Source organism: Acinetobacter sp. S4397-1 (assembly GCF_024129285.1).
Classification (GTDB): Bacteria; Pseudomonadota; Gammaproteobacteria; order Pseudomonadales; family Moraxellaceae; genus Acinetobacter; species Acinetobacter lwoffii_C.
The window spans coordinates 1-22,396 of sequence record NZ_JAMXXZ010000015.1 but is presented as its reverse complement, the minus strand read 5'-3'; the positions used below and the strand labels follow the sequence as shown (position 1 = coordinate 22,396).

The window sequence follows — 22,396 nt, the reverse complement described above, 5'->3', positions numbered from 1 at the left end:
AGCTTCAGATCACACCATAATGCTTGAGCAATTCATTCCAGCTTTCAATCGTCGTGACAGGAGGGTTGGCTGAAAGAATTCCTTTCAGACTTAAATCGCTTCCTTGGCTCCATTCTGGTGACAGATCTTTATCGACCAGGCGGGCACGCACCCCCTCGACAAAGTCCGCATGACGAATTTTCCAGTCGGAAATCTGGGTTTCCAGTTCAAATACTTCATTCCAGGAATGAACCTGCTTCCCCCATTGCCACAATAACCAGGTCAATGCGGCCGTAGTCGGTGAACCTTTTTGCAGATTTTCACTGGCCTGACGCAACCAGTCACTACGCGCATCACTTAAACCGATAATCGACTCATAGTCATGCTCAAAGTTCAGCCCACGGCAAACACTTTGAATGACATCGAGTGAGTTTTGTAATGGTCCTGGGCCTACCGGACGATGCATGCTGTTCAGCGTATCATCAATTGCTCGAAAATCGCCTGCCGGATAATGATCCCAGTCAATATTCACCACCCTGTTCAGAACAGTGTCACGTGCAGCATCACAGATATGCGTTGCCCAGCCAATTCCATAAGCACCTGCAGCTGTCATAATCGAGCCGGTCAAACCAGTAAACAGGCCAATCGCGCCACGATCCGCCAGGAAGCGTGTTGCACCAACATCCGGATACAGACCAATATTAATTTCTGGCATCGCCAGACGGGAGTACGGTGTTACCAAGCGGAATGGCGCGGCCATAAACAGGCCCAGGCCACCGCCCATAACATAGCCTTCACCCCATACCAATATGGGTTTTGCATAGTTATGCAATAGCAGATCCAGCGCATATTCTTGTTCAAAAAATTTATTGGCTGTCGCCACTTCATCATTGATGACCAATTGACGTAGCTTGCGCACATCTCCACCCGCACAAAATGCTTTGGGCGTAGTAGAATCCAGCCAGATTGCTTTTACATTTTCATCCGTATAAAAATCCTGAAAAACTTCAAGCAATGCCGTCACAATCGATTCATCGAGAGCATGTAAGGATTTCGGACGATTCAAGCGAACAATGCGCCACCCGTTGTGCGCTTCTTCAACAATCAAATCCGGATGATAAGATTTATTTACAGGAGAGTAAGTCATGCGTCCAGCTGCCAATCTATAGGCTCAATGCCATGTTGTTTAAGATAATTATTTGTTTTTGAAAACACTTTGCAACCAAAGAAACCACCCCGGTTTGCAGCTAAAGGCGAAGGATGAGCAGCCTTTAATACGAGATGTTTATTCTGGTCAATGCGCTGTCCTTTACGCTGTGCGTATGCGCCCCAAAGGATAAAGACAATATGTTCGCGCTGTTCATTTAAGATGTCAATCACGTGATCGGTAAACTCTTCCCACCCACGTTTTTGATGCGAAGTCGGCTGACTGGCTTCTACCGTCAGGACAGCATTGAGCAATAGCACCCCTTGCTCTGCCCAGTGGGTTAAATCGCCATGCTTAGGACTTTCCACCCCCAGATCATTGTGCAATTCATGAAAGATATTACGTAAAGAAGGCGGTACTGGCACGCCCTTCTGCACCGAAAAACTTAAGCCATGTGCCTGATTCGGACCATGATAAGGGTCCTGCCCTAAAATCACTACTTTAACCCGATCCAGCGGAGTGGTATTTAAGGCATTAAAAATCAGATGATTCGGTGGATAAATAATTTTATCTGCTTTTTTCTCTTCAATTAAAAACGCTTTTAACGCATCCATTTTGGAACCGAGCAAAAAATCACTCAAAGCGTATTTCCAGCTTTCATCTAACTGAACTTTACTCAGTTTAGCCATTTGCTGTTCATTTAAAGACATTCTTCAATCCTAAATCTATGTCAGTATGCGTCAGTCCTGCGCTTTTAGCGTTTGACCTGTAAATCCACAGTCGGGTTGTGAAAGGCGATCCCCTGTTTCAGTTTATTATACATCTGCGGCTCAGTCCATTCGGACTGTACCTGCTCTGAAAACTCAATCTGATCTAGAGTCAATAACCCCATCTGCTCATTTTCAATATCTTCCAGGAAGCTTTGTGCATAGCCAGTATCCGTTTCATGTACGATTACTGAATATACTTCGACATCCCCTTCACCATTCTGGGTGACGGTCGAGGCCAGCACTTGCTGTGCCAGAAAGAAGAAAATACGGGAAAACTGTTCCGCAGAGGGCGATACAGGCAAAGAGATCCAACGTGCACTAAACTTCTTGCAAGCCTGAATATACTCCGGATCATCCTGCTGCCAGAAACAAATGGCATGATCAAAAGAATCATAAAGGTCTTTAATTACACCTTTGAGCAAACCAAAATCATAGACCATCTGACCATGATCCAATTTCGACGCTTTTAGCAGTAACTCGACTTTATAACTATGACCATGAATCGAACGCTTGCAGCGGTCCGATGTGCAGTTACGCACAATATGAGCATTTTCAAATTTAAATAACTTACGAATTAACATATGCCCTAATATCGTCAAAAAATAGGTGAATATCTTTGGATTATAGACCAAAAGTGGATAAAGAAGGATTAATTTTGCTGTTCAGGCTGATGGGAAAAAAGGATCATGTAGATGAACAATGACTTGGGCACTTTTAACCTGTCAAATTAAAACGGCGCCATGCTGCGATATGCGATATGAACCTGCTGTTCCTGACGCACTAAATCGCTGCTGAACTGGCGCTTGCGTTCACTCAGCATCACTTCAATCCGGGCCTTGAAATAATGAGATTGTATGCCTAATAAATTACTGACCAGATTACGCTTATCTGCACTGACCTGACTAAAAGGTTCAATGGCCCAAAGCTCCGACACACTGGAAAAATGCTCCAGATTTGCCTGACGTTTTTCCAAAACTTGCTGTATGCCATGAATATCCAGCTTTTCATCTATACTGGCCAGAAGAAAAGCTGATGCGGTATTAATATTCACCGGACTATCCGATAATGGAGCAGCGGTTACATACGGGGCAATCAGCTGATATTTATTTTCCTCAAAGCCGCGTACCAATTTTAGCTGTTCCACATTATGAAATTTGGTGTTGGGAGGCAGGGCCGCATCTAGCAGGCCCTGGTAATAATTGGACTCTGCCCCCATAGGCCCCACAGGTACATCATCAGCATCCTGCCAATCAATTACCGCTTCACTGAGCTGCTCAGGCAATCCGGCACGCTTTAAAATTTGCTCAAACCATATCTTGGCATGTTCATTAACATTACCTTCCTGGGTAAGCAGACTGTTTAGGTTGAACTTGCCCGATTCATCTTGCAATACCCCCGAGACATACCCGTCTTCCACCGGGAAAGCAGGCATGGGCTGAGCCCAGGTTTCATTTAAATGGTCTACATCTGGCGCATTTTTAGCATCATCGGCCAACAACTCAGCAAAAAAAGCTTCTGCACTTTTGGCATACATTAAAGACTGATTTTGGCGCATTAAATAAGCCGTACTTTCCGCAGTGGCCGTCTGGCGCTTTGCAATAGTGGCCGCGAGAATTGTAGCCAATGCTACCATGACCAAAATGGTGATCAGTGCTATACCCTGCTGCTGTTGAATCGCGATCGTTTTCTTCATCTGTATTTCTTATTATGGTTGGCCTTGGGGAGCAAGCAGAAAATCTGTATTTAGCAGGCTGAATATCCATTCATAATTCACCCCATTGACGGTTAATTTGATTTTAATGCCTTTCGGCAGGCGCTGTTTTTGCGCCACCTGGTTGAGATCAGCTGAAGAATCTGGCCACTGAGTCAGCTCATTCGGATTGAGCACTAAAATTTCAAATTGTTCGACATGATTGAGCAAGACGCTGGATTCTGGCTGATCACGTCCGGTCTGGTTCAGATTACGGTATTTTAAACGGTAAAGCTTTTGCTCCTCTGAACGGTACTGGTATTCCACGCGCTCATCAGGCGAAATACCTTCCTGCAAAGGATCAGTTACGCCTGTTTTACTAAAATTAAAACGTCCATTTTGTAAAACCAGTGCAGGTTGAATCTGGCCATTTATATTGGCTGTCAGTGGTACCGCCTGCACCGTATCACGTAAAATCTGCTGATAAGTATCCTGTAACTGGTTTAAACGGTATTCATGCATCGCATTCTGGTCTTTGCTTTTATTAATATAATCAAAAACCTGCCAACCTAGTGCAGAAAGCACCGCAAAAATGGTAATGGCGACCAATAATTCAACTAAGGTAAATCCTTGAGGCTTCATGGTACAGGATTCTTACGGTGATTAAAAAATGTCAGGGTGCTAATACCAGATTCCACTTGCCCACTTTCAGCATTAATGAGACTAACTTGTAACTCAATCCGCTGCACATTGGGGCTAATAGTCGGCTCGCTCCGTTTATCAATCTGCCAGGTTTCGTTCTGCTGGGTGAGTTGCCTTGAAGATGTTCCACTCAGCCACTCCTGATTGATTTCCATTTGTGCCGCTTCATTCAATGCAACAAATTGGGCTTTAGTTCTAAGTACTGCATGGGCAGTAGACTGGGTATATTGCATCGCCACTTTGGTCAGGGTCATGGCCGCTGTAGCAAAGATGGCCAAAGCCACCATAACTTCTAGCAAGGTAAAACCTGAAACAGCCTGAAATCGGCTCTTCTTGGAGCGAAGCGCACCTGTTTTGCAAGTCATTTTGGAAACGGTGCTTGTGAAGTGAGCCTCCGCAAGGTCTTGTTTCGGCACTCGGTTCAATACAGCCCCATGCATGAAATCTTTAGCCGGCATTGATTTTACCCAGATGATCAATTTCTATTGGATGGCCTACTTCACGGTTTTCCAGAAAAAACTGGATACGTACCGGTTTCACTTCACCATTGCCCAGCCAGATCAGCTTGGGCGTATCTGCCTGAGTCAGGTCAGGGTTCTGAGCATTTGTATAACGCTGTTCCAGAGACTGTACCTGAAAAGACACCTGCTCCGGTAAATTACGCAGCTTAAATTCTGCATAATTCTGCCATTTTTGTTCATTGATCGCGGACTGGGTCTGTGGTCGATATTCTGTGACCGCATAACGAAACGGCGTCACATCTGTCGCAGGCTGAATAGTCAATGCCAATATACGTGACTGATCATTGGCTTCTCTTAAAATACGCTGTAGGTCCAGCAGCAGAACTTCCCTCGCCTGCATGGCTTTACGCTGCTCGACCCCGCCTGTATTTATCAAAACCAGTGAGGCCATAATTCCCATAATCACAATGACGACCATTAGTTCTACTAAGGTAAATCCACGGATGTGATAAGGAGAACTGGTCATATCCAAACCTTAGACCAATTGCCCGACTGAATGCAGGTGTTTGGGCAAAGCCAGAGCCTGATCAATATAAGCAACCCGCAAAGTATCTCGTGAACCCAGATAACGCTGATAGAAGCTAGAATTCAGAATCGCTGCCGCACCATAAGTCAGTGACCAGATTGAGGCCAGATAATCACGTACCGACATACTGCTATTGATGGAAGCCAGATAAGTTTCAGTCATACGGATAATCAGACGTAAACGTTGTTTACGCACCTGATAAAGTTCGCTAAACAGATGCTGAATTCCCACACCCGTTGTTGAAAGTCGTTCTTCAATCTGGTGAAACAGGACCGTACGTTCAGGATGATGTAAATGGTGCAGCATAAAGAAAGCCAGATGTTCAGGAAAAGCCTTGTCACTGTCCTGGATCATTTCCAGCAACATGCGCTCATTACGGATAATCAGCAGCATGTACAGTTCATCTTTACTTTGAAAGTGTTTATAGAGTGTCCCTTTGGCCAGATCAAGCTCGGCAGCAAGTGCATCCAGAGTCATGCCTGCTTCACCATTTTCCAGCAGAAGCTGCTCTGCCACTTGAAAAATTAAGGTTTCTCTTGCTCGAAACTGAGCCTGACGATCCATCTTCACCCTATAACTCTCTTGTCTCTTATCTAACTTTATTTACTTTAAATTAAGCAGGTTCTCAAAGTTTTGCTTTGTGATTTCAGCCATTTCTTCTAGCGACTTATCATATACATCGCAAAGCGCTTTGGCTACATAAGGAACGTATTTAGGCTCATTAGATTTACCGCGATACGGCATCGGAGCCAGATAAGGACTATCGGTTTCAATCAGCACTCGGTCCAGCGGAACCTGCCTAGCAACATCACGCAGATCCTGGGCATTTTTAAAAGAAATAATGCCTGAAAAGGAAACATAGTAGCCGCAGTCTAAAACTGCTTTGGCGGTTGCCCAATCTTCGGTAAAACAGTGCAAAATCCCATGCGTAGATTTTTCTGCACGAATGATGTCAACTGTATCGTGCTTGGCCGCGCGGGTATGTACCACCACCGGTTTTTTCACGATTTGTGAAGCATGAATATGACGGGCAAAACAGTCTTTCTGTTCAGAAATGAAGTCGGTACTATGATAATAATCCAGGCCAGTCTCGCCAATTGCCCAGACTTTTTCAGGCTGCGCCAGCTCCACCAGATATTCTGTGGTGGCACGCGCCATAGTAGCAGCTTCTTCACAAGGATGAACGCCGACGGTATAACCGACATCTGCATGACGCGCCGCAATCTTGGCCAGCTCGATATGATCATCCAGATCGACCGAGATACTCATGAACTTTGATACACCTGCTTCACGAGCCTGCGCAAGGGCCTGATCCAGATCACCATCATAAGGTGTTAAATCAAGCATCGTTAAATGACAATGAGTATCTACAAACACAATGAGTTTCCTACCAAAGGTAAATTAACTACATAGTGTAACTTTTACGTCCTACAGATTTAAGACCTGCAACCAGACGTTCTGCTTCATTTTTGAAAAAAACGCCTTTTTCACCTGTCAACTGGATCCCGAAGCCTTGTGGTTTGAGGCCATTTTGCTTTTGGGACACCCAGATCACCTTACCGGTTAACGGAATTTTCTGGCTTTGTTCAGGCAAAGTGGTTAATACAAAAACCTCCTCACCGAGTTTAACGGGCTGCTTGGAAGGAATAAAAAGTCCACCACCAACCACATAAGGCATGTAACTGGCAAAGAGCGTTTCCAGATCCGCTATATTGGCATGAATAATCCCGCCCATACGTGGTTGCATATCGTTTCCCCTTAATTAAAGATTCATCAGCTTGATACACAATTCATCGAGTACCAGATTACTTTGTACGTTCTGCTCGAGATATCGCTTGGCTTGCTGAAAATCTTCATAAATTTTAAAAAGTGTTTCTAATGAATATTGTTCGGCCAGCACATCGAAGTTCAAATCAATGTTTTTTACCGCCTGATTTAGCTTGACACAAATCAAATCGGACAACAAGTATTCAAACATTTGACCAAATTCACTAAAACTCAAGCGTTTATTCCACTTGGTCGCAATTGCCATCGGCATATTTTTTTGGGTGACCAGTTTGCTCCAGTCTGCCAGAAATTCCTGACGTAAAGGCAGCCAGCTACTTTGAGCCACTTCAACTGCCTGTAAAGGCATCTGATTTGACAGGCTCATCAGCAGCTGTTGCTGGCTTGAACCTGCGTCAGGCAATTGTTGCTGTACATGCGCACTAAACTGCTCAGCTGAAATCCGGTCCAAAGCAAAGTGTTGCAGGCGACTCCGGATTGTGGCCGGTAATTTCAGATAATGATCGGCGAGCAGGATAATGACAATATTTTCACCCGGCTCTTCCAGGGTTTTTAACAAAGCATTCGAAGAGGCAATATTCAGGGCTTCTGCCGGTTCAATCACAATGACCCGCCAGCCATCTACGGTCTGTTGCACAAAAGGCAAAAGATCGCGAATTTTTTCAATCCTGATTTTGGCGTTCTGTTTTTTATTGTCTTCATCCGTGCTGATGTGCACATAATTCGGATGGGTATCGGCTTTGAGCCACTGACAGCTGCCGCATTCACCACAGGCGCCGGCAGGCTGACGATTCAGGCACAATATCCAAGCCAAAAACTGCTGGCTAAAAGCCTCTTTACCGCAACCTTTTTTTCCATAAAATAATAACCCATGCCCCAGTTTGGGAAAACGGCCAGTCAACGTTTCCCAAACCTGTTGCTGCCATGGATAAATCTGTGCTTTGACATCAAAAGGCATGTATTTGACTCTTCTTAGGCGAAATGGGAAAGATCCATCTGATTCAATCGATCCAGATCTTCCTGGGTATCCACCCCTGGCGGCAAATTGGCTTCAGCCACCGCAATGGCAATACGGTGTCCATTTTCCAGTACCCGTAATTGTTCTAGAGATTCCAGTTTCTCTAGCACACCCATTTCCCAGGTCACATATTCTTGTAACAGTTTGACCCGATAGGCATATAAGCCTAAATGACGATAGGCCTGATCATGCAGCTTTGGTTCAGCCAGCTTGGCTCCCTCACGGTCATAAGGAATGGTGGCACGGCTAAAATACAGCGCTTGATTGTGTTTTGACATCACCACTTTAACAATGCTGTCACGCTTAAATTCTGCTAGCTGATAAATAGGCTCACAGAGAGTCGACATCGAGCAGGTTGGCTGATCTTCCAACAACTGCGCCACCTGCTTCACCAGTTGTGCCGGCAGTAAAGGTTCATCGCCCTGCACGTTTACAATGATGTCATCACTCGCCCAACCCTTGATTCGAGCCACTTCGCTTAAACGGTCCGTACCGGAAGGATGATCAGCTGAAGTCAGCACCACATCCACACCTTCGGCCTGGCAGACTTCTGCAATACGTTGATCATCGGTCGCCACACACAGATCGTCAAAACCCTGTACTTTTTTAGCCTGATCGACCACACGCAGAATCATGGGACGTCCATGAATATTCAGCAAAGGTTTACCAGGTAAACGTGAACTCGAAAATCGTGCAGGAATGACTATATGTTTCATCGAAAATAAACCTTAGGAAATGGAAATACCCTGTTGGAGCAATTGCTGTTGTAATACCGAATAACAGGCATCAGACAAGACCGCATTTACCGGTACCACCCAGATTTCACGCTGATAATCTGGGTATTTCTGGAGCAATGTCATCATTTTGACCGCATCTTTTTCAGTGGTAATGATGGGATGATTATCTTCAAATTGCAGATCTTCAATTGCATAATCATGATGATCTGGAAATTCATGGCACTGGAACTGCTGCAAACCAAGGCTTTCCAGTGTCTGATAAAAACGTTGTGGAAAACCAATACCGACTACGGCATAAAAATTAGTTTCAGGATCAAAGCTTTTACTACTGTCCTGATTCAATAGATAAGGCTGTGATGCAGCCAGATGCATATGTAAAGAAGAGGTCGGATTGGCGGCATGTTCAATGATGGTACCCGTCTCCAGCCGCGTCACCGGTTCACGCAGATAACCTTCTGGCAAGAGCTTCTGGTTGCCCAGACCGCGATTATTGTCCAGCACAATCCACTCAATCTGACGATTTAAAGCCCAGTGCTGTAAACCATCATCGCAGATCACCAGATCCAGCGCATGCTTTTCCAGTAAAAGCTCAATACTTTTCTGGCGATTAGGCCCTACGGCCATCGGCACACCGGTCGCCTGAACAATCAAGGCAGGTTCATCTCCCACCACCTCTGGTGCAGTATTTAAATCGACATAAGCAGGAAAAGCACCTTTCCCGCCATAACCCCGGCTAATCACCCCGACCCGCACACCTTTTTGCGTTAAATACTCTACCAAGTGAATCAGTAAGGGGGTTTTACCGCTCCCTCCTACTGTAATATTACCAATCACCATAACCGGGACAGGAGCCGTATAACTGGTCTTGATTCCTTTGCGGTAAAGCCACTGATTGCTCACAAAACCCAGACGATAGAGCCATGACAAGGGACGCAGCACCACCAGCCACTTTGCCTGTGCATTCCAAGCATCCTGAATGATCTGTGCCAAAGCCATGACTTAAGACTCCTCGAAGTTACGTTGATGCAGCTGATAATACGCTCCTTGACACGCGATCAGTTCGGCATGGCTGCCCTGCTCGACAATACGTCCCTGATCCATCACCACAATCCGGTCTGCATTTTCAATTGTGGAGAGGCGGTGAGCAATCACAATAGTCGTACGACCTTGCATGGCTTGATCAAAAGCACGCTGAATATAATATTCAGATTCATTATCCAGCGCACTCGTGGCTTCATCCAGAATCAGAATCGGTGCATCTTTCAAGATTGCCCGGGCAATCGCAATACGTTGACGCTGTCCGCCAGACAAGTTCAAGCCTTGAGCACCCAGAGGGGTATCATAGCCCTGCGGTAAAGCCATAATAAAATCATGCGCATAAGCCGCTTTAGCCGCTGCAATCACTTCTGCATCCGTGGCATTTTCCAGCTGACCATAGGCAATATTTTCACGTACAGTACGGTTAAACAGCACGACTTGCTGGTTCACCATCGCAATCTGGGTGCGTAAAGCGGTGAGCTCAAAATCAGTAATCGGTTTTTGATCCAGTAAAATCTGCCCCGAGCTCACTTCCTGATAACGGACCAACAGATTGACCAGCGAGGTTTTACCGGCACCAGAACGCCCGACCAGCGCTACGGTTTCACCTGCTTTAACTTTCAGACTGAAATCATGAATTGCATGATGACCATCCGCATAGATCAGATTGACCCTTTCAAACTGGATCTCGCCTTTTAATGAATCGGTCAGCGTTCCGCTATTCTGCTCTTCCGGCATATCTAGAAGGTCAAAGACTGAATGTGCTGCTGCCATACCGCGCTGAATTTTCTCATTTACATCGGTCAAGGCTTTGATTGGTCTGGCCAGCATGCCGGCAGCGGTAATATAAGCCACAAATTCACCCGCAGAAGTGTCGCGTAGGATCTCTGGGCGCAAGGCAATAAACATCACAATGCTGAGGGAAATAGACATGATCAGCTGTACAACCGGACTGTTCAGCTGCTGTACCGCAACCATTTTCAAACCACGGCGCAGGTTTTCCATCGAGTTATAGCGAAAACGTTCCTGCTCATAACTCTGACCACCGAAACCTTTTACAACCAGATTGGCATTGACCGTTTCCTGCACCACATGGTTGACATCGCCCATCGTGTCCTGCACCTGCTGAGAAAGCCGGCGCATGCGTTTGGCCGCCTGACGAATAATCAAGCCAATGACTGGTCCAAAAACCAGAATACATAAGGTCAAACGCCAGTTGCTATATAGGAGATAGCCCAACAAAGCAATGGTGATCAAACCTTGCTGTATGATGGTTCTGAGTGCTTCTGTTGAGGCTCCTGTGAGCTGCTCGACGTTATACATGATTTTAGCCGTAATATGGCCGCTGGTATTGTCGAGAAAATATTGTGCGGGTAAACGCAATAATTTCGCAAACACTTCCTGCCGGATATTAAACACCAGATTACGGGAAATGACCGCCGTATAATAACCACCCAGAAACAGCCCCAGACCACGGAAGAACATCAATATGACGACCAGGAAAGGGAAAAGTGAAGTAAAGCCCTGATCTCGATTTTCAATCGCCTCAATAATATGTTCCAGTAATTTGGCGACAGAAACCTCTGTTGCCGCATTAATGGTAAAACCCAGAAGAACAAGCAATGCTATTCCCCAGAAGGGCTTTAAATAACTTAGCAGGCGAAGATAGACCTTGAAATCGTGCTTCACTAATAACCTCGAGTTGGTACTTTCGTACTGATATTGACATTCACAAAGCCAAGCTGCCCTGCTACATCCATGACACGAATAACATCCTGATGACTTGCTTTTGCATCCGCTGCAATCACAAACATTAAATCACGGCGCTCATTCGAAATCTGTTTAATTGCGGTATTAAGATCAGCCGCTTCTTTACTCGCTATAGACTGACCGTTGACCGCATAGTGACCATTGGCATCTACAATCACTTCAATTTTCTGATCAAAATTTTTCGGTGGCACCCCCTGTGCATCAGGCAATGTCAGGTTCATCCGGCTCATCTGGTTAAACGTGGTAGACAGCAATAAAAACACCAGAATAAACAGCAGACAGTCAATCATCGGCGTGAGATTGATATGCACATCCTCGACCTGATTGCGTTTAAATTTCATCGCCTGCCCCTAACCTGCTTTCTTGATGTGTTCTTTGACATCCGAAGCATGGCGGTAGAACAAACTAGCATGAAACAAGGTCGCCTGCTGTTCAAGTTCTGCGACATATTCCTGTACCAGACGCTGAAAATAACGATGTGCAAACACCGCAGGAACTGCAATCAACATCCCAGCTGCTGTGGTGATCAGGGCTTTGGAAATTCCCGGCATCATCAGCACCGGATCACTGTTTGTGCCAATATCAATCATCAGAAAGGATTCAATAATTCCGATCACGGTTCCGAGCAAACCCAGCAACGGAGCTACTGCGCTTAAAGTCCCCAGAAAGTTGATATTTTTTTCTAAATAGGTGATTTCCTGAGATGCCATCGCTTCCATCTGCGCGCGGGCATACTGCTCGGACTCATCACGTGCCTCTGCACCGACACTAAAGATCCGCCCCAATGCGCTGCTTTTTAAGGTCGCACTCTGCTGCAGCTTTTCGATGGCCTCATCTGCCCCCTGTGTCGGACCTATCAGAAGTGAGCTTGGCAGTACCAGACTCTTTTTTAAGCGAATGAGCCGCTCGACCGAAATTGCGACCATAAAAATCGAACACAATACCAGCGGCAGCATAAGCCAACCGCCTGCTTTGACCAATTCCCACATCTGATTTATTCCCCAATAAAAACAAATTATAAATTATTTATTCATCACCCAAAATTGCAAGAATACCATCCAGCTCTTCCAGAGAGTGATAGCTGATCACCAATTTTCCTTTACCTTGGCGGTTATAGTCAATTTTAACGTCTGCACTGAAACGTTCAGATAAACGCTGGCTTAATTGCTGAATATCCGGTGCGATTGCCGCTTTCTGCTTTTCTGTTTTAGGCATATTGAAATCACGCACCAGCTGTTCAGTCTGACGTACCGACAAACTCTTTTCAATCACCATATCGGCAACTTTCAGCTGGTCTTTGGTTTTTAAGGTCAGGATGGCACGCGCGTGACCCATATCCAGCAAGCCCTGCTGCATAAAGTCCTTAACTTCTTCTGCCAAGGTCAACAGGCGCAACAGGTTACTGACAGTGGTACGTGCTTTACCGACCGTATCGGCAATTTCCTGATGACTCAGACCAAACTCATCATGGAAGCGCTGCAAGGCCATTGCCTGATCAATCGGATTCAGATCCTGACGCTGGATATTTTCAATCAGGGCCAGTGCAATCGCCACCTGATCATTCAGATTACGGACAATTGCCGGGATCTCTGTCAGGCCCGCCAGTTGCGCCGCACGCCAGCGACGTTCGCCCGCAATAATTTCATATGGATAACGCTCATCATCGACCGGACGAATCACGATAGGCTGCATGATGCCATGCTTTTCAATCGAGGCGGCCAGTTCCTGCAAATCCTGTTCTTTAATATGACGGCGAGGCTGGTATTCACCACGTTTGAGCAAATTTACATCAATCTGTTTCAACTGGCCATGATCGAGGCCTTGAGCTTCAAGTTGTAATTTTTCTTTTTGAATTGATCCCAGCAAGGCATCCAAACCACGACCTTTGGCGAGTCCACGTTTCTTGACGGTCATGCTTTACTTCCTTTTTTCACTCTGCTTTTCTTTAATACTTCAGCCGCCAGATTTAAATAAGCAACTGCACCCTTTGAACTTTTCTCAAAATAAATCACCGGCAAACCGTGTGCCGGAGCTTCTGCCAGACGGACATTACGCGGGATCACGGTGTCATACAGCTTTTGCCCAAAATACTGTTCGAGTTCTTCAGAAACATCACGAGTCAGGGCATTACGTGCATCATACATGGTACGCAATACACCCACGATTTGGAGTTCCGGATTCAGCGCCTGCTGGATCCGATCAATGGTCTGGGTCAGATCTGCCAACCCCTCCAGCGCATAGTACTCACACTGCATTGGAATAATCACGCCATCGACTGCAGCCAGAGCATTGACAGTAATCAGACTCAAACTTGGAGCACAGTCCACAATAATATAGTCGAATGCAGATTCGACTTCCTGCAATGCTTCGCGCAAAATGAATTCACGCCCTTTTTGCTCCGCAATCGCCAGCTCTACCCCAGCCAGGTCACGGTTGGCACCTAAAACCTTATAACCGACTTCCGCCTTGGTAATAGCGGTTTCAATCGGCACTTCACCCAGCAATACGTCCGTAATCGAATACAGCAGGTCATTCTTTTGAATGCCTGAGCCCATGGTCGCGTTTCCCTGTGAATCCATATCCACCAGTAAAACACGTTTTTTTAACACAGCTAAGGATGCCGCCAAATTTACTGCGGTTGTGGTTTTACCGACACCACCCTTTTGGTTTGCAATCGCAATAATTTGTGCCATGTTGACCCCAATCCTTTGAAAATATCAAATATGTTTTAATAAAAGTAAATGACGCTGTTCGTCTAAACGCGGAACTTTCAGCTCAATAATCTGACAGCAAAACTCATCTTTCAATGCATCCACTTCATCGGCAGGAATCAAGCCTTTCATAGAGGCAATAATACTTTGCTCATGCATATACGGCCGAGAGGCATTGACAAAGTCAGTCAATGAGGCAAATGCACGACTGGTAATCACATCAAACTGGCCCAGCTCATTGATACTGTCTTCATTTTCTACACGGGTTTGTACCGCGATGACATTTTTTAATTTTAAATCAGCAATAAACTGCTTCAGGAAACGGATTTTCTTACCGTTTGAATCGAGTAGCACACATTCACGCTCCGGCTGACAGAGCGCAATGATCATACCCGGCATACCGCCACCTGTGCCAATATCCAGCAGACGACCTGCTGGCAGATCTTTCAAGATGCTCAGACTATCAAGCAGATGCTTGACCAGCATCTCCTTAGGATCACGAATCGCGGTCAAATTGTATGCTTTATTCCAAAGCACCAAAGCATCCTGGTACTTAAGTAATAAATTTAAAGCTTCATCAGACAGCACTAAACCTAAAGCCTGGCTACCCTGCTTTAGTTCTTGAAAAAACGTGTGCATAAACAATCAACGCTCGAAAAAGTTAGGTGGAAGTATACCGATTTCTCTATATTGGGACAGTAGGGAGTGCTTAGTGAATATTCACTTAAGTAGACTTCCCTTCACGGATCGCCAAATCCAGTGCAATTAAACGTTCAGGTGTGCCCACATCCACCCAAAGACCGGATAGTTTAGAGGCAGCGACTTTTTTTTCCAGCATCGCCGCTTTTAATAAAGGTGCTAAAGGACGCTTTCCGGCCTCCAGTCCCTCGAACATTTTAGGATCAATCACCGATACACCGCTAAAGGTCAGGTTTTCACCTGTGACTGACTGCTCAAAGGTATATGCCTTTCCTTCAGCCAGCGTAAAGTCACCTTGCGGATGCTGTTCCGGATTTTGCACCAGAACCAGATGAGCCAGATTTTCAGCCAGCTCAATCTTTAATAGCGGCGCAAAATCCATCGTGGTCCAGACATCACCATTGACCAGAATAAATGGCTCATTTCCTAATAATGGTAAGGCATTGATAATACCCCCCGCCGTTTCCAAGCCTTCAGCCTCACGTGTCCAGCGAATATTGACACCAAACTGTGAACCATCACCCAGTGCACCAATCAGCACATCGGCCAGCCAGGCAGAGTTGATGACAATTTCAGTCACTCCAATCTGTTTAAGCTTTTCAATATGCCAAACAATTAAAGGCTTACCACCCACTTCCAGTAATGGCTTTGGTTTATAGAGGGTTAATGGACGCATGCGATTACCGAGGCCCGCAGCTAAAATCATGGCTTTCATTTAAGCAGCCACCTCGTATAAACCATATTTTGCTTCAAAGGCTGGCATGACTTTTTCATGCATGAATTGCATGAATGGCTGTAATTCTGCATACGGTTTGGTCTCTTGCAGCAGATACCACATCACCCGTGGCAGGTCTTTGAGATAAGCTGACTTACCATCGCGTTCAAACAAACGTACAAAAATACCCAAAATCTTGATATGACGCTGAATCGCCATCATATCGGCATCTTTTTTAAACTGCTCAAAATCACGTTCTTGCTTGGATGCTGCCGGTAACAGGTCGTAGAATATTTTAAACCACTGATAGACGCGGTCTGCATTCCACTGTACATAAGCATCACGAGTGATTGAAATCAGGTCATAGGTATCTGCACCGATCACCGCATCCTGAAAATCAATCACGCCCAGCTCAGTCTCATTCTCAATTTTCATCAGGTTACGGCTATGAAAATCACGATGTACAATCACTTGTGGCTGTGCCAGAGCCGCATTGGCCAGAATTGCAAAAGTACGTTTAATCAGGGCAGTATCAGCTTCTGTCGGCTGAATTTTTAGAGCTGGCAACATCCAGTCCGTCAGCAGCTCCATTTCTGAGATCAGCTTTTCATAAGAGTAGACAGGAAGCTGACCTTCTCCCGGAATCGATTGCAACTGGATTAACTGCTTAAAACTCTGCTCATAATAGGCATCCACCGTTTCATCATTCAGCAGATTGGACAGCAATACATCACCAAAATCTTCTAGCAGCAAAAAGCCTTGTTTCAAGTCTTTGGACACGATATGCGGAACGCGCACGCCATGTACATCAAAAAACTCATCAATCGTCACAAAAGGCACACAATCTTCTTTTTCTGGAGGTGCATCCATGAGCATAAATGTTTTATTATTCAGTTTGATTCGTGCATAACGACGGAAGCTAGCATCGCCTGCTAAAAAATGAGTTTCAAACTGATCTGAACCAAGTACAGAGGCAATCCAGGATTGTATTGATTGTTCGCGTGGTGTGTTCATTTGCAATATATTCTAATACAGGCTGAGTTTTTAAAGTGCTAAGTGTAGCTACTTATCAACTTTTTCTCTATGATGCGACAATAATTAATTGCGATAAAAGCATGATTGGTTAATGAGACAAATGAAGCATCACTTTAAAATCAACCCTCTAGCGACTGCGATCTTAACCCTTTTATGTGGCAGCTCAGCATCAAGCTATGCTGCATCAACTGTCTCATCCGATGTAAATGCAGAACAACTCAAACAGCGCATTAATGAGACCTATCCAGGTGAAGCATTTTTCTCCCAGTATTATATCGACAAGTCTGCTCCAGAAGCCCAGCAGCGCCAAGGCAAAGCGTTAAGTTCAGCTTATTGTGAGGGTGCCTGGATTACCCCGATTTCACCGGATACACCGGCGATTGATCCAGAACAGGCGACTTCGACTATTACGGCAGATTATGGACATTATAATCCGACAGGTGATTCTTATCTGGAAGGTAATGTACTTATAGACCAGCAAGGCCGCCAGATTCGTGCAGAAAGAGTTACCATTGATCAGACTCAAACCTATGCCCAGGCAGAAGGACATGTGCAGCTGGCACAGGGCGGCCTGATCTCGCAAAGTGATGATATCAATTATAATTTAAAAACCCAGCAAGGCGACCTGAACAACAGTTTTTATATTGCAGAACAGCAACATGCCCATGGCCGTGCAGAAAAGATTGCCAAGACCTCAGACAATACCCTTGAGCTGGAAAATGCCACTTATTCCACCTGTCCACCTGAGCAAAAACCGACCTGGAAAATTCAGGCAGACGAAATCAAGCTAAACCTGGAAACCGGGCGCGGGGAAACTCGCAATACCAAACTATACGTTAAAGACGTTCCTGTTTTGGCGGTGCCTTATTTCAACTTCCCGATTGATGACCGCCGCACGACAGGTATTCTCACCCCAACCTTTGGCTTTACCAATGATGGCGGCCTGGAACTTGGTGTACCCGTCTATTTGAATCTGGCGCCACAATATGATGCGACTGTGACGCCGCGGTATATCGGTGACCGTGGTGCGATGCTGGATGCGGAGTTCCGCTACTTAACTGAAAACTTTGGTGCAGGCCAGATCTGGGGGGGCTATCTGCCATCCGACGAAAGCTATGACAATGAAGACCGGAAAAACCTGCATTTCCTGCATAACTGGCAAATCAATGATCAGTTTTCTACCCATTTAGAGTATAACTATGCGTCGGACAAAGATTTTTTCTCTGATCTGGACAACAACCCGGATTCAAAAACTGACCTAAACCTGCGCCGTGCATGGGAACTGAACTATCAAAATGGTATTCCTGGACTGAAAGCGCTCTTCAAAGTTGAAGACTTCCAGACGCTTGATCCGAGTGTGTCCGATGAAGACCGCCCTTATGCCCGTTTGCCACAGCTTTTGGTGAATTATAAACGGGGCAATCCGCTTGGTTTCGAGGCTGAGTTTAATAACGATACGGCCTATTTCCAGAAAGATCTGAGAAATATTAAAGAGGCCAATCCAAATGGTACTGTTTATCAACCAAGTGGAACGCGAATCTATAATGACTTTTCAGTACGTTATAATCATCGTACGCCGTGGTCATTTGTCATTCCAGAAGTATCTGTCCGTAACATCAATACTTTTTATGATGAAGAAACTCAGAACCGCAGCTCATCCAGTGAGAACAACTCGGTGGTGGTACCAGAATTCACGCTGGATACGGGCCTGACTTTTGAAAAAGAAGGGCGTTATTTACAAACCTTAAGCCCTCGCCTGTTCTATGCTTATTCACCCTATGAAAATCAGCAAAACCAGCCGAATTTTGACTCGGTGGTGGCATCGATTAATTATGATCAACTATTCAGTCCACGCCGTTTTTATGGCCATGACCGTTTAGAAGACAATAACTTCGCATCTTTAGGGCTGAGCTATAGCCTATTTAATGAAGACGGTCTAGAGCGTTTACGTGCCAGTATCGGCCAAAGTTTCTTTTTTGAAGACCGTCGTGTAACCCTGGAACAAGACACGGATAAGTTTGATCGTGAAAGCCATACTGGCCCTGTGATTCAGCTGACCAGCCAACTCTCCAGCAATCTCCATGTCAATCTTAACTCCAGCTGGATGTCCAATGGCGATAATGCCCAGCGCGATTTGCAGGTTTATTATACGGGTGACCAGGGCAACCTGTATAACTTAGGCTATTTCTATCGCAAAGATATTCCAGAGCGCCAGGATCGTTATGATCAGGTGGTGGGCTCATTTATCCAGCCCATTGCCAACAACTGGCGTCTGGTTGGACATGCCCAGTTTGATCTGGACAATAGCGTGGCACGTGAATATTTACTTGGCGTAAACTATGAGTCATGCTGTTGGGGCATGTCGGTATATGGACGTTCATATTATAATGACCTGGACGATGTGAATGATTCGGGCGTCAAAGCCAAACGCGCAATTATGGCTGAAGTGACCTTGAAAGGCCTCGGTGGGTTAAGCAACAAACTCACTTCATTACTAGAAAATCGCATTCTAGGTTTTAACAATATCAATCAAACTTGGACAGAACGTTAATGAAGACAAAACAGTTAAAACATTTTTTTAAAGCGACCGCATTGGCACTGTGCCTTTCTTCAGCAATGACCACGTTTGCTATTGCTCAACCTAAAGATGAAGTCGTAGCTGTTGTCGACAATAGCGTTATTCTGCGTAGTGATCTGGCCCAAAGCGTAGCTGAAGTTACTCACCAGCTGCAAAAGCAGAACAAGCAGGTGCCACCCCAGCCCTATTTAGAGCAGCAGGCGCTGGAACAACTGATTTTACGTCAGGCACAACTGGAACAAGTGAAACGCTATAACATCCGTCCAGACGAAAAAGCGTTAAACGAAGCTGTATTGAAAGTTGCCCATGACTCTGGGTCATCGAGCCTCGAAGCCTTTCAGCAAAAACTGGATGCTATGGCACCAAATACCTATGCGTCTTTGCGTAACCGCATTGCGGAAGATTTGGCACTCAACCGCCTGCGCCAGCAAATTGTGACATCACGTATCCAGATTAGTGATCAGGACGTGAAAAACTTCCTGAATACACCACAAGGTCAAGCTTTGCTCGGCAGTCAGGTGCATGTCTTGCATTTACGCATTACAGGCAAGCATGCTGCACAAGTGGTCAACCAAGTAAAAAATGAGCTGAGCAAGACCAACGATATTCAGGCTATCAGCAAAAAATATACCAGCGCTGGTGTGCAGGTTGAAGCTGCTGATATGGGCATGCGCAACCTGGCAGAAGTTCCAGCCGAGCTTGCCGCACGTATTACGACGCTACAGCCTGGCCAGACCTCAGAACTGATTACGGCTGCTGACGGAGTACATGTACTCAAGCTTGTGGAACGTAAAGGTGGTGAGAAAAAGGCACTTGTTCCCCAGTACCTCACTCGGCATATTCTAATTCAGCCATCTGAAGTGGTAAGCCCTGAAAATGCCAAACAAATGATTGACAGCCTGTACAACCGCTTAAAACAGGGCGAAGACTTCACCGTGCTGGCTTCCACTTTCTCCAGTGATCCGGGTTCGGCCCGTGATGGCGGCAGCTTGGGCTGGGTAAGTCCGGGAGTGATGGTACCTGAGTTTGAAGAACGCATGAAAAATACACCTGTTGGCCAATTTAGCACACCATTCCAGTCTCAGTTTGGCTGGCATATTCTGCAAGTGACTGATACCCGTCAACAAGATATGACTCAGGAATATCAGGAACGTATGGCACGCCAGATTTTGGGTGAGCGCCAATTTGATGCCGAACTGGACAGCTGGTTACGCGAAATCCGCAACAATGCTTATGTTGAAATTAAAGATCCGCAGCTTGATCCTAAACGCAACCATAAAGATTAAGGCGAAATTAACACGCCAGCTCTAAAACCTAATGCCGGTCAGTTTCAAAATTGACTGGCATTTTTATTTCTTAATTTCTCGGGTGAAATGCAATAGAGCGTAACTTCTTAAAGCTCCAAGTTCATCTATAAATACTTCCACAAAATATTTAAAACCCACTCTTTCTTATTACTTCATTCAATCTCGATATAAAAAAACAGTAAAGAAAAATCCGGTATTTACAACATATTTATTTTAAAAAGATTTTATAAAACAAAGGCTTTCTATGAACCCTATTGCTAAATTATTTTGGACGATCTCTGCAAAAAAAATTAATAAATCTTTAGAAAAAGTTTTAATTTCTGATTAAAAATTCAGCCTTAAGCTTGACTGAAATAATGACTATGGTCATCTCATTCTATTCATACGAGTTTAGGTTCTTTAAATATTTTTATTGAAATGAATCAACTAATTATTGCGAGTGAGTCATATTTAGTGAGCTCAAAATTCTTGCTGAATATTTCACTAGAGCAGACTGAGACTATTGTTAAGTATGAGCTAGCATTGCCATTAATCGCCATTACCTTCTAACAATCCTCTACCGATCCTTACAATTCAACTATACATCTTCAATGCCGGTTGGCATAAGTTCAAAACATAAGATAATAAATATTCAGTGGAGGAAAGCATATGCAAAACCTGCTAACCGTGATCTCATGGACTTATAGCCCTTCCAGCCGCCACCTGAAAATTATTTATAGTAATGGCGATATTGAACTGTACCATCCAGTTCCAGAATTTGTGTATAACAATCTGTTAAGACGTCAGGATAAAACGGCCTTTATACAAAAATATCTTGAATATAATCTACACTTTAACCGGATCGGTATTTATTAGAAGCAAATCAGACTAGCTGAACTATAAATTACTACGGAATAACCTGCACAGACAGGAATATCTTGAGCATAAAATATAAATCCTGCTGAATCAGAGGAAAAATCAACTGCTTCAGCATGAGAAATGGGCTGATCAACCACCCATAAACCAACATTTGGCTTGAGTCATCGAGCCAAATGGCATCAACAAGAATAATAAGCCTTTCGTTCAATATCCAGTAAAATACCATTAAACATGCTTTATGCTGCTTCTTGATACAACGTGTGGAACCTTCTCCCTGCCATCTCTGAATGCTTAAAGTGCTTGCACCAGCTTAAACCGCTCTACCTCACGGTCATCCGGGCAAGTAATTGTTTCTGTAAACATCAATAGTGGCCGAACCCAAATCGAATAATCACCATATAAACACTGATAAACCACCAATTTTTCTTCAGTCTCACTATGGGTCGCGACATGCAGCACCTGATAAAGTTGCCCCTTATAATGCTGATAAATTCCACGTTGTAAGTCCATTGATCTGCTCCTTAAAACTCACGCTATATTAGCTGAAAAATAGTAGCTTGCTGGCTAAGTTTACTTGAAAAATTAATTATTCATGCCATCTATACGTCTGAAATTCTTCATGAATCCCTCTATTAATCAACAAATACGATTAAACCAACAAAAATAAACTGTTTTGCCTATTCATGCATTTCTATTATCATTTACTTATCAAATAAATTTTTACTCCCTTGGAGATGTTAGCAATGTTGGATCAAAATACTTCCGCCCAACTCAAAACCTTACTTGAACGCCTTGAAGCGCCTATTGAGC

The 22,396-nt window shown here is 44.8% G+C and carries 25 protein-coding genes; 3 read left to right on the top strand and 22 right to left on the bottom strand.

The window, feature by feature from the left end; genetic code table 11:
• Window positions 1–4: 4 nt before the first annotated feature.
• From NI467_RS09090 to NI467_RS08990, 21 genes are all read right to left on the bottom strand, one after another.
• Window positions 5–1,126 carry an enoyl-CoA hydratase/isomerase family protein gene (locus NI467_RS09090; RefSeq protein WP_151205049.1) on the bottom strand — a complete coding sequence of 374 codons (1,122 nt, stop codon included), beginning with the start codon at window positions 1,124–1,126 and terminating at the stop codon, window positions 5–7.
• Entirely contained in the window at window positions 1,123–1,836 is a 714-nt protein-coding gene (gene ung, locus NI467_RS09085; RefSeq protein ID WP_253152435.1) for a uracil-DNA glycosylase, read from the bottom strand. The genes NI467_RS09090 and ung overlap by 4 nt, the downstream gene beginning before the upstream one ends.
• A gap of 44 nt (window positions 1,837–1,880) precedes the next feature.
• Window positions 1,881–2,477 (bottom strand): 6-carboxytetrahydropterin synthase, encoded by a 597-nt coding sequence (locus NI467_RS09080; protein ID WP_253152425.1) that lies wholly within the window; start codon window positions 2,475–2,477, stop codon window positions 1,881–1,883.
• A gap of 146 nt (window positions 2,478–2,623) precedes the next feature.
• Window positions 2,624–3,589 carry a type II secretion system minor pseudopilin GspK gene (gene gspK, locus NI467_RS09075; RefSeq protein WP_258170036.1) on the bottom strand — a complete coding sequence of 322 codons (966 nt, stop codon included), beginning with the start codon at window positions 3,587–3,589 and terminating at the stop codon, window positions 2,624–2,626.
• Between the two features lie 12 nt (window positions 3,590–3,601).
• Window positions 3,602–4,228: a type II secretion system minor pseudopilin GspJ gene (gspJ, locus tag NI467_RS09070; protein ID WP_151205052.1), complete on the bottom strand. Its 627-nt coding sequence runs from the start codon at window positions 4,226–4,228 to the stop codon at window positions 3,602–3,604.
• Entirely contained in the window at window positions 4,225–4,653 is a 429-nt protein-coding gene (gene gspI / locus NI467_RS09065; RefSeq protein ID WP_253152483.1) for a type II secretion system minor pseudopilin GspI, read from the bottom strand. The genes gspJ and gspI overlap by 4 nt, the downstream gene beginning before the upstream one ends.
• 82 nt (window positions 4,654–4,735) lie before the next feature.
• Window positions 4,736–5,275 (bottom strand): Tfp pilus assembly protein FimT/FimU, encoded by a 540-nt coding sequence (locus NI467_RS09060; protein WP_253152423.1) that lies wholly within the window; start codon window positions 5,273–5,275, stop codon window positions 4,736–4,738.
• Between the two features lie 9 nt (window positions 5,276–5,284).
• Entirely contained in the window at window positions 5,285–5,899 is a 615-nt protein-coding gene (locus NI467_RS09055) for a TetR/AcrR family transcriptional regulator (RefSeq protein WP_253152481.1), read from the bottom strand.
• Between the two features lie 39 nt (window positions 5,900–5,938).
• Window positions 5,939–6,712 carry a TatD family hydrolase gene (locus NI467_RS09050; protein ID WP_253152421.1) on the bottom strand — a complete coding sequence of 258 codons (774 nt, stop codon included), beginning with the start codon at window positions 6,710–6,712 and terminating at the stop codon, window positions 5,939–5,941.
• Between the two features lie 28 nt (window positions 6,713–6,740).
• Complete coding sequence (locus NI467_RS09045; RefSeq protein ID WP_151205056.1) at window positions 6,741–7,082, bottom strand: PilZ domain-containing protein; 342 nt, start codon at window positions 7,080–7,082, stop codon at window positions 6,741–6,743.
• Between the two features lie 15 nt (window positions 7,083–7,097).
• The gene (locus tag NI467_RS09040; protein WP_253152419.1) at window positions 7,098–8,078 is read right to left on the bottom strand and encodes a DNA polymerase III subunit delta'; all 981 of its coding nucleotides are present in this window, start codon (window positions 8,076–8,078) and stop codon (window positions 7,098–7,100) included.
• Window positions 8,079–8,092: 14 nt separating this feature from the next.
• Window positions 8,093–8,854, bottom strand: a complete 762-nt coding sequence (gene kdsB / locus NI467_RS09035) for a 3-deoxy-manno-octulosonate cytidylyltransferase (RefSeq protein WP_253152417.1) — start codon at window positions 8,852–8,854, stop codon at window positions 8,093–8,095.
• Window positions 8,855–8,866: 12 nt separating this feature from the next.
• Window positions 8,867–9,871 carry a tetraacyldisaccharide 4'-kinase gene (lpxK, locus tag NI467_RS09030; protein ID WP_253152415.1) on the bottom strand — a complete coding sequence of 335 codons (1,005 nt, stop codon included), beginning with the start codon at window positions 9,869–9,871 and terminating at the stop codon, window positions 8,867–8,869.
• A gap of 3 nt (window positions 9,872–9,874) precedes the next feature.
• Window positions 9,875–11,602, bottom strand: a complete 1,728-nt coding sequence (gene msbA, locus NI467_RS09025) for a lipid A export permease/ATP-binding protein MsbA (RefSeq protein WP_253152413.1) — start codon at window positions 11,600–11,602, stop codon at window positions 9,875–9,877.
• On the bottom strand, window positions 11,602–12,024 hold the full coding sequence (locus tag NI467_RS09020; protein WP_151205061.1) for a biopolymer transporter ExbD: 423 nt from the start codon (window positions 12,022–12,024) through the stop codon (window positions 11,602–11,604). Before NI467_RS09020 ends, msbA begins: the two co-directional genes overlap by 1 nt.
• 9 nt (window positions 12,025–12,033) lie before the next feature.
• The gene (locus NI467_RS09015; RefSeq protein ID WP_174659605.1) at window positions 12,034–12,672 is read right to left on the bottom strand and encodes a MotA/TolQ/ExbB proton channel family protein; all 639 of its coding nucleotides are present in this window, start codon (window positions 12,670–12,672) and stop codon (window positions 12,034–12,036) included.
• A 37-nt stretch (window positions 12,673–12,709) separates the two neighbouring features.
• Window positions 12,710–13,597: a ParB/RepB/Spo0J family partition protein gene (locus tag NI467_RS09010; protein ID WP_151206802.1), complete on the bottom strand. Its 888-nt coding sequence runs from the start codon at window positions 13,595–13,597 to the stop codon at window positions 12,710–12,712.
• Window positions 13,594–14,376 (bottom strand): ParA family protein, encoded by a 783-nt coding sequence (locus NI467_RS09005; protein ID WP_151204526.1) that lies wholly within the window; start codon window positions 14,374–14,376, stop codon window positions 13,594–13,596. The genes NI467_RS09010 and NI467_RS09005 overlap by 4 nt, the downstream gene beginning before the upstream one ends.
• A 24-nt stretch (window positions 14,377–14,400) precedes the next feature.
• Window positions 14,401–15,033 carry a 16S rRNA (guanine(527)-N(7))-methyltransferase RsmG gene (gene rsmG, locus NI467_RS09000; protein WP_253152411.1) on the bottom strand — a complete coding sequence of 211 codons (633 nt, stop codon included), beginning with the start codon at window positions 15,031–15,033 and terminating at the stop codon, window positions 14,401–14,403.
• Between the two features lie 85 nt (window positions 15,034–15,118).
• Window positions 15,119–15,808 carry an N-acetylmuramate alpha-1-phosphate uridylyltransferase MurU gene (gene murU / locus NI467_RS08995; RefSeq protein ID WP_253152409.1) on the bottom strand — a complete coding sequence of 230 codons (690 nt, stop codon included), beginning with the start codon at window positions 15,806–15,808 and terminating at the stop codon, window positions 15,119–15,121.
• Window positions 15,809–16,822 (bottom strand): aminoglycoside phosphotransferase family protein, encoded by a 1,014-nt coding sequence (locus tag NI467_RS08990; protein ID WP_253152407.1) that lies wholly within the window; start codon window positions 16,820–16,822, stop codon window positions 15,809–15,811. It abuts the gene before it with no gap.
• A gap of 121 nt (window positions 16,823–16,943) precedes the next feature.
• Here NI467_RS08990 and NI467_RS08985 point away from each other — a divergent pair, with 121 nt between their 5' ends.
• From NI467_RS08985 to NI467_RS08975, 3 genes are all read left to right on the top strand, one after another.
• Window positions 16,944–19,394 carry an LPS-assembly protein LptD gene (locus NI467_RS08985; RefSeq protein ID WP_253152405.1) on the top strand — a complete coding sequence of 817 codons (2,451 nt, stop codon included), beginning with the start codon at window positions 16,944–16,946 and terminating at the stop codon, window positions 19,392–19,394.
• Complete coding sequence (locus tag NI467_RS08980; protein ID WP_253152403.1) at window positions 19,394–20,707, top strand: peptidylprolyl isomerase; 1,314 nt, start codon at window positions 19,394–19,396, stop codon at window positions 20,705–20,707. The genes NI467_RS08985 and NI467_RS08980 overlap by 1 nt, the downstream gene beginning before the upstream one ends.
• 669 nt (window positions 20,708–21,376) lie before the next feature.
• Window positions 21,377–21,583, top strand: a complete 207-nt coding sequence (locus NI467_RS08975) for a KTSC domain-containing protein (RefSeq protein WP_151204532.1) — start codon at window positions 21,377–21,379, stop codon at window positions 21,581–21,583.
• Between the two features lie 294 nt (window positions 21,584–21,877).
• Here the strand turns inward: NI467_RS08975 and NI467_RS08970 are convergent, their stop codons facing one another.
• On the bottom strand, window positions 21,878–22,096 hold the full coding sequence (locus NI467_RS08970) for a DUF1653 domain-containing protein (protein WP_253152401.1): 219 nt from the start codon (window positions 22,094–22,096) through the stop codon (window positions 21,878–21,880).
• Window positions 22,097–22,396: the final 300 nt, after the last annotated feature.